The 5,994-nt window shown below is 72.6% G+C and carries 6 protein-coding genes and 1 pseudogene; 6 read left to right on the top strand and 1 reads right to left on the bottom strand.

The genetic code is table 11. The features are described 5' to 3' along the window. The 4 genes and pseudogenes from AC6EXY_RS32930 to AC6EXY_RS32915 all read left to right on the top strand — a co-directional run. Nucleotides 1-188: pseudogene (locus AC6EXY_RS32930) on the top strand (hypothetical protein); the annotation flags it as partial. Next, nucleotides 188-979 (top strand): SDR family NAD(P)-dependent oxidoreductase, encoded by a 792-nt coding sequence (locus AC6EXY_RS32925; protein WP_499818977.1) that lies wholly within the window; start codon nucleotides 188-190, stop codon nucleotides 977-979. The pseudogene AC6EXY_RS32930 and the gene AC6EXY_RS32925, both read left to right, overlap by 1 nt. A 4-nt stretch (nucleotides 980-983) precedes the next feature. Continuing rightward, complete coding sequence (locus tag AC6EXY_RS32920) at nucleotides 984-1,622, top strand: nuclear transport factor 2 family protein (protein WP_499818976.1); 639 nt, start codon at nucleotides 984-986, stop codon at nucleotides 1,620-1,622. A gap of 46 nt (nucleotides 1,623-1,668) precedes the next feature. Then, a complete protein-coding gene (locus AC6EXY_RS32915) occupies nucleotides 1,669-2,451 on the top strand; it encodes an SDR family NAD(P)-dependent oxidoreductase (protein WP_101832740.1) in 783 nt (260 codons plus the stop codon). Between the two features lie 36 nt (nucleotides 2,452-2,487). Here the strand turns inward: AC6EXY_RS32915 and AC6EXY_RS32910 are convergent, their stop codons facing one another. Further along, a complete protein-coding gene (locus AC6EXY_RS32910) occupies nucleotides 2,488-2,967 on the bottom strand; it encodes a PaaI family thioesterase (protein WP_207770372.1) in 480 nt (159 codons plus the stop codon). A 268-nt stretch (nucleotides 2,968-3,235) separates the two neighbouring features. Between AC6EXY_RS32910 and AC6EXY_RS32905 the strand changes: the two genes are divergently transcribed. After that, nucleotides 3,236-4,429, top strand: a complete 1,194-nt coding sequence (locus AC6EXY_RS32905) for an amidohydrolase family protein (protein WP_101832742.1) — start codon at nucleotides 3,236-3,238, stop codon at nucleotides 4,427-4,429. A gap of 43 nt (nucleotides 4,430-4,472) precedes the next feature. Continuing rightward, nucleotides 4,473-5,642: an epoxide hydrolase family protein gene (locus AC6EXY_RS32900; RefSeq protein WP_499818975.1), complete on the top strand. Its 1,170-nt coding sequence runs from the start codon at nucleotides 4,473-4,475 to the stop codon at nucleotides 5,640-5,642. Nucleotides 5,643-5,994 lie beyond the last annotated feature (352 nt).

Raw genomic sequence — 5,994 nt, 5'->3', positions numbered from 1 at the left:
TACGCGACTTCAGCGCGGGAGCGCCGGTCGACCTCGTGTACTTCTGGGCCGCGCTGCCCGGCATGCCTGCCGAACGGGTGGCGGCCAACGTGCGCACCATCGCCGAGGACCTCGCGCCACTGCTGCGCGACCTCGACCCAGCGTCGCTGAGCCCGGCCACCCCCGCGGCCGAGAAGGAGAACCTCTGATGGCGACAGGGTCGGGACCGGCGACCGAGCGGCTCACGGACAGCGGTCGGCTCACGGGCAAGGTCGCGCTGGTCACCGGTGCCGGCCAGGGGATCGGGCGGGGCATCGCGCTGGCGCTGGCCCGGGAGGGCGCGGCGGTCGCGCTGGCCGGGCGGACGGTCGCCAAGTGCGAGGCCGTCGTCGCCGAGATCGACGCGTTCGGCGGACGCGCCCTCGCGCTGGCCTGCGACGCGAGTGAGCGCGCCCAGGTCGACGCGGCCGTCGGGGCGGCGGTGTCCGCGTTCGGCGGCCTCGACGCGCTGGTCAACAACGCCGCCACGTCGGTCCAGGGCCCGCTGGCGGAGCTGACCGAGGCCGACGTCGACGACTGCTGGCGCAACGGGGCGCTGGCCACGTTCCACGGGATGCAGGCGGCGCTGCCGCACCTGCGGGCGCGCGGCGGCGGGTCGATCGTGAACTTCGGCTCGAACACCGCCATCACCGGCGTCAGCACCTTCGGCGCCTACGCGATGGCCAAGGAGGCGATCCGCGGGCTGTCGCGGGTCGCGGCCCGCGAGTGGGGCCGTTACAACATCCGGGTCAACGTAGTGGTGCCCAACGCGCTGTCACCGAGCGCCGAGACCTTCGCGCGGGAGCATCCGGACCACTTCGCCCGCATGCAGCAGGCGCTCACGCTGCGCCGCGTCGGCGACCCGGAGGCGGACATCGGCCGCGCGGTCGTCGCACTCGTCAGCGACGACCTCGCCTACCTGACCGCGGACACGCTGATGCTCACCGGCGGAGGGATCTGACCCGATGACGACGGCACACGAGCCCCCGAACCCCCCGGGCCCGGCACGCGGTGACGCAGCGGGCGACCTCGCCACCCGGCTGGCCCGCGTCGAGGCCCGCCAGGAGATCGGGCAGCTGCCGATCCGCTACGCGATCGCGGTCGACTCCCGCGACCTCGACACGTGGACGAGCCTGTTCGTCCCCGACGTCCGCATGGGCCGGCACGGCCAGGGACGCGAGATCCTGCGGTCCTTCATCGAGCCTCAGGTCCGCTGGTTCTACCGGTCCATCCACCAGATCTGCGGTCACCGCGTCGTCCTCGGCCCCGACGAACCGGACGGCACGGGCCCGACGACGGCGACGGGCAGCGTGTACTGCCGCGCCGAGCACGAGGTGGGCGAGCGCTGGATCGTGATGGCCATCCGCTACGACGACGCCTACCGCCGGGTCGACGGCGAGTGGCTCTTCGAGCGCCGGCAGGAACATCACTGGTACGCCGCCGACCTCACCGAACATCCACAGGCCGTCGGCTTCGACAGCTGGGGCACCTCGCCGGGGCGCCCGGCGTTACCCGCGCTCGACCCGTCGTGGGCGCCGTTCTGGTCCGGAACCGACGTCGGTTCCGTGACCTCTGCGCCCACCGGCGGGACCGCGCCGGTGTAGGGAGCTCCCACCCCAGCACGAGACATCGCCGGAAGGAACGGATCACATGGCAACGGAGAGGTTCACCGGAAAGGTCGCCGTGGTCACCGGCGCCGGCTCGGGCATCGGGCGGGCATCGGCGGCGCGGCTGGCGGCCGAGGGCGCGCTGGTCGTGGTGAACGACCTGCGGGCGGAGCCGGCGGCCGAGACGGTCCGGCTCATCGTCGACGGCGGGGGGTCCGCCGAGGCGGTCCCGGGTGACGTGCTCGAGCCCGGTTTCGTCGACCGCCTGCTCGACGGCGTCGCCGAGCGTCACGGCCGCCTCGACATCCTGCACAACAACGTCGGTTTCGGCGGCCGGGCGGCGATCACCGAGGTCGACGACGCGACCTGGGCCCGCGGCATCGACGGCAACCTCGGCGCGACGTTCCGCGGGATCCGCGCGGCGCTACGGATCATGGGCTCGCGGGGCGGCGGCACGGTGGTGAACACCGCCTCGATGGCCGGCACCGGCAAGGTCGTCGGCACGACGCCGTACTACGGCACCGCGAAGGCGGCGGTCATCCACCTCACCCAGGAGGCCGCCGTCGAGGGCGGGCCGCTGGGCATCCGGGTGAACGCGGTGGTGCCCGGCTCGGTGCGCACACCCGCCTTCGAGGCGTACCTGGCGGGCGAGGGCCGGCTGGAGCGCTACGCCGCACAGCTGCCGCTGCCCCGGGTGGCCGAGCCGGCCGACATCGCCGCCGCGGTCGCCTTCCTCGCCTCGGACGACGCGGCCGCGATCACCGGCATCGCACTGCCGGTGGACAGCGGCCTGAGCGCCGTCCTCTACCAGCCCGCCCTCGGCTGACGGCCCACCTGACGGCTGACGCCGGCGGCCAGCGGCTCAGCCGGTGGCCGGCGGCGTCGACCAGGGGGCGTTCGGCCGCTCGCCGGCGATGTTGAGGCTGACGTGGCCGGTGGCGACCAGCCGGTCCGTCTGCGCGTCGACGATGGTGACGTCGGCGAAGTTGACGGCGCGGCCGCGCCGGGTGGCGTGGCCGCGGGCCCGCAGGCCGGCCCCGCGGCCCGCGTTCAGGTACTGGATGGACATCGAGATGGTGGTCAGCCGGCTGCCCTTGCTGAAGTCGTGCCCGGCGATCACCGCGCCGCCGCCGCAGGTGTCCAGCAGGGAGGCGATCACCCCGCCGTGGAAGATCCCGTCATGCGCGGACAGGCCCTCGGAGTAGGGCAGGAAGAACTCGACGCCGTCCGGCTCCCACCGGTCGATCCGCAGCCCGCAGTGCCGGTTGAAGGCGACGCCCTTCTCCCAGTGCTCCCGGAACCACTCCCGACGAAACCGCTGTTCGTCCTCGCTCAGGCCCACGGCCCCTCCGCTCGCTGCTCGGGACGGCGCTGCCGGCGCCGTCGGCATCACTCTGCCGGACACGAGGACCCACCGGTCAACCGTTACCGCGCGGACCAGCGGATCGGACGGGGGGGCTGGCCAACCACTAACTCTTCTATCAATATGACTGATATCACCATTTGACATGGAGTCGGCCGCCGCGGCCGGACGTCCGGCGGAGCCTCGTGGACCGCGACGCGGGACCCTTATAGCTATATGATTTAACCTCTACAGCCTGGAGGCTCCCATGAGCATCGCCGATCTTCGGCTCTTCGACTGCGACACCCACTGCTACGAGCCCCGGGATGCCGTCACCCGCTACCTGCCGTCGAAGTGGGCCGACCAGGCCGTGCGGCCGGTGCGCATGCCGGACGGCTCGGAGCGGATCCTGGCGGCCGACCGGATCGCGGTGTTCAACTCGGAGCAGGGCCTCGGGTTCGACCTGGCGTACAAGCCGGGCTCGCTCAAGGAGATGCTGCGCCAGATGGGGTCCGGCAACCCGGACGAGACCTACCAGCCCGAGCCGATGCGGCCCGAGTACCAGAACCGCGACGCTCGGCTGCGGCTGATGGACGAGCAGGGCCTGGAGCGCGCGGTCCTGTTCCCGTCCGCGATCGCGCTGTCGATCGAGAACTACGTCAAGGACACCGCGGCCGCCTACGCGAACGTCCACGCGTTCAACCAGTGGTTCGACGAGGACTGGGGGTTCAACCGGGACGGCCGGCTGTTCGCCCCGGCTCTGCTCTCCCTGCGCGATCTCGACCTCGCCGTCGAGGAGCTGGAGTTCGTCCTCGACCGCGGCGCGAAGATCGTGCTGCTGCCGACCGGACCGGCGAACGGCCGCTCGCCCGGCGACCCGTACTTCGACCCGATCTGGTCGCGGCTCAACGAGGCCGGCGTGACGGTCGCCTTCCACATCATGGAGAACTGGTACAACGAGAACATCGGGCCGGCCTGGGGGCACAGCGGCGCGCCGGGCTCGTGGCACATGTCCGCCTGGTCGTGGAACAACCTCTACGGCGACCGCCCGATCATGGACACGCTGTCCGCGCTGATCTTCGACAACATCTTCGGCCGGTTCCCGAACCTGAACGTGCTGGTCGCGGAGTTCGGCGCGTCCTGGGTGCCGAACTTCATCAGCCACATGGACAAGAGCCGCGGCATGGGCCGCAACGGCCCGTGGATCGGCGGGAAGCTCACCGAGCGGCCCAGCGCGATCTTCCGCCGGCACGTCCGGGTCGCGCCGTACCCCGAGGACGACATCATCAAGATCGTCCGCGACCTGCCCGACGTCGACTGCCTCGTCATGGGCTCGGACTTCCCGCACGCCGAGGGCCTGGCCGTGCCGCGCGACTTCGGCAAGCTGCTCGACGGGCTGTCCGAGGAGGACCAGGTCAAGATCCTGCGCGGCAACGCCGCCAAGCTGTTCGAGACCGTCTGACCATGCCTGCCTACCCGCCCGGCCGGCCGGGAAGGAGCACCGGATGAGCGGACCGAGCGTCTCGCCGTTCGAGCTACGCGTGACCGACGAGCAGATCGCCGACGTGCGCGCCCGGCTGGACCGGACCCGCTGGCCCGACCAGCTCCCCGGCGTCGGATGGGACTACGGGACCGACCTCGCCGCCCTGGTCGAGCTGTGCCGGTACTGGAAGGACGACTTCGACTGGTCGCGCTTCCAGGACCGGGCCAACGCCCATCCGCAGCTCGTCACCGAGATCGACGGGCAGCGGGTGCACGCCATCCACGCCCGCTCGCCCGAGCCGGGCGCGCGGCCGCTGCTGCTCACCCATGGCTGGCCGGGCTCGGTCGCGGAGTTCTGGGAGGTCGTCGGGCCGCTGACCGACCCGGCACGCCACGGCGGCGATCCGGCCGACGCGTTCCACGTCGTCGTGCCGTCGCTGCCCGGCTACGGCTTCTCCGGCCCGACGACGGCCACTGGCTGGGACGTGCCACGGGTCGCCGCCGCCTTCCTGCGGCTCATGACCATCCTGGGCTACGACCGCTTCTTCGCCCAGGGCGGCGACTGGGGCAGCCGGGTGAGCGTGACCCTCGCCGGGCTGACCCCCGAACGGGTCGCGGCGCTGCACCTCAACCTGCTCCCGGTCTCGGCGCCCGACCGGGCGAACCCCACCGCCGGCCTCGACGCCGACGACCTGGCCCTGGTCGCCGCGAACAAGCAGCTCAACCGGCACGAGACCGCCTACCAGCGGATCCAGAGCACGAAGCCGCAGACGCTCGCCTATGGCCTCGCGGACTCTCCCGCCGGCCTCGCCGGCTGGATCCTGGAGAAGTTCCACGGCTGGAGCCACCTCGACGCGAAGGGCGAGATCCAGATCAGCCAGGACCGGCTGCTCGACAACATCTCGATCTACTGGCTGACCGGGACCATCAACTCCTCCACGCGGCTCTACTACGAGTCGGTCGGGCCGGGCCGGTTCGCGCCGCTGCCGCCGCTGGCCGTCCCGCTCGGACACACCGTGTTCCCCGGCGAGCCGTTCCGGCCTCCGCGGGCCTGGGCCGAGGCGGCGTACCCGACGCTGTGCCACTGGTCGCAGGCCGCCCGCGGCGGCCATTTCGCCGCGCTCGAGGAGCCGGGGCTGTTCACCGACGAGGTCCGCACCTTCTTCCGGACCCAGCGAATCCGACCGACCTGACCCGCCCGTCGGGCCTCCTGGCCGAGGGCCGTCCGGCCCCCGTGTCCCGGCCGGCCCGGCGGCTCATGGCCGGCCCCCCTGCCCGGCGGCTCCTGCTCGGCCCGCCGCGGCGGCGCGGGGCTGCCGGGCCCGGCCGTCGAGGCCGGCTTCGATTGCGGGTCGGTCGGGTCCCGATTTACGTTTGCGCCGTATGCCGCGCCGTGTCCCCCGTGGAGCGCCGCGGCCTCGACCTATGGAGCGTGTGCGCGTTGAGAATCAGCGTCGAGCCGGAGCTCGAGGAGCTGCGATCCGCCGTTGACGCCCAGGCCTGCCGCGAGCTGGCGCCGCTGGCGGCGGGGCTCGACCGGGAGCA

This window comes from Frankia sp. RB5 (genome assembly GCF_059816245.1).
Note: the sequence above shows the minus strand (reverse complement) of the source record. Positions and strands in the feature narration are given on the sequence as shown.

Bases quoted from the DNA above. Each gene is read 5' to 3' on its own strand.
- AC6EXY_RS32900 (WP_499818975.1), top strand. From the start codon at position 4,473: ATGAGCGGACCGAGCGTCTCGCCGTTCGAGCTACGCGTGACCGACGAG.
- AC6EXY_RS32920 (WP_499818976.1), top strand. From the start codon at position 984: ATGACGACGGCACACGAGCCCCCGAACCCCCCGGGCCCGGCACGCGGT.
- AC6EXY_RS32905 (WP_101832742.1), top strand. From the start codon at position 3,236: ATGAGCATCGCCGATCTTCGGCTCTTCGACTGCGACACCCACTGCTAC.
- AC6EXY_RS32925 (WP_499818977.1), top strand. From the start codon at position 188: ATGGCGACAGGGTCGGGACCGGCGACCGAGCGGCTCACGGACAGCGGT.
- AC6EXY_RS32915 (WP_101832740.1), top strand. From the start codon at position 1,669: ATGGCAACGGAGAGGTTCACCGGAAAGGTCGCCGTGGTCACCGGCGCC.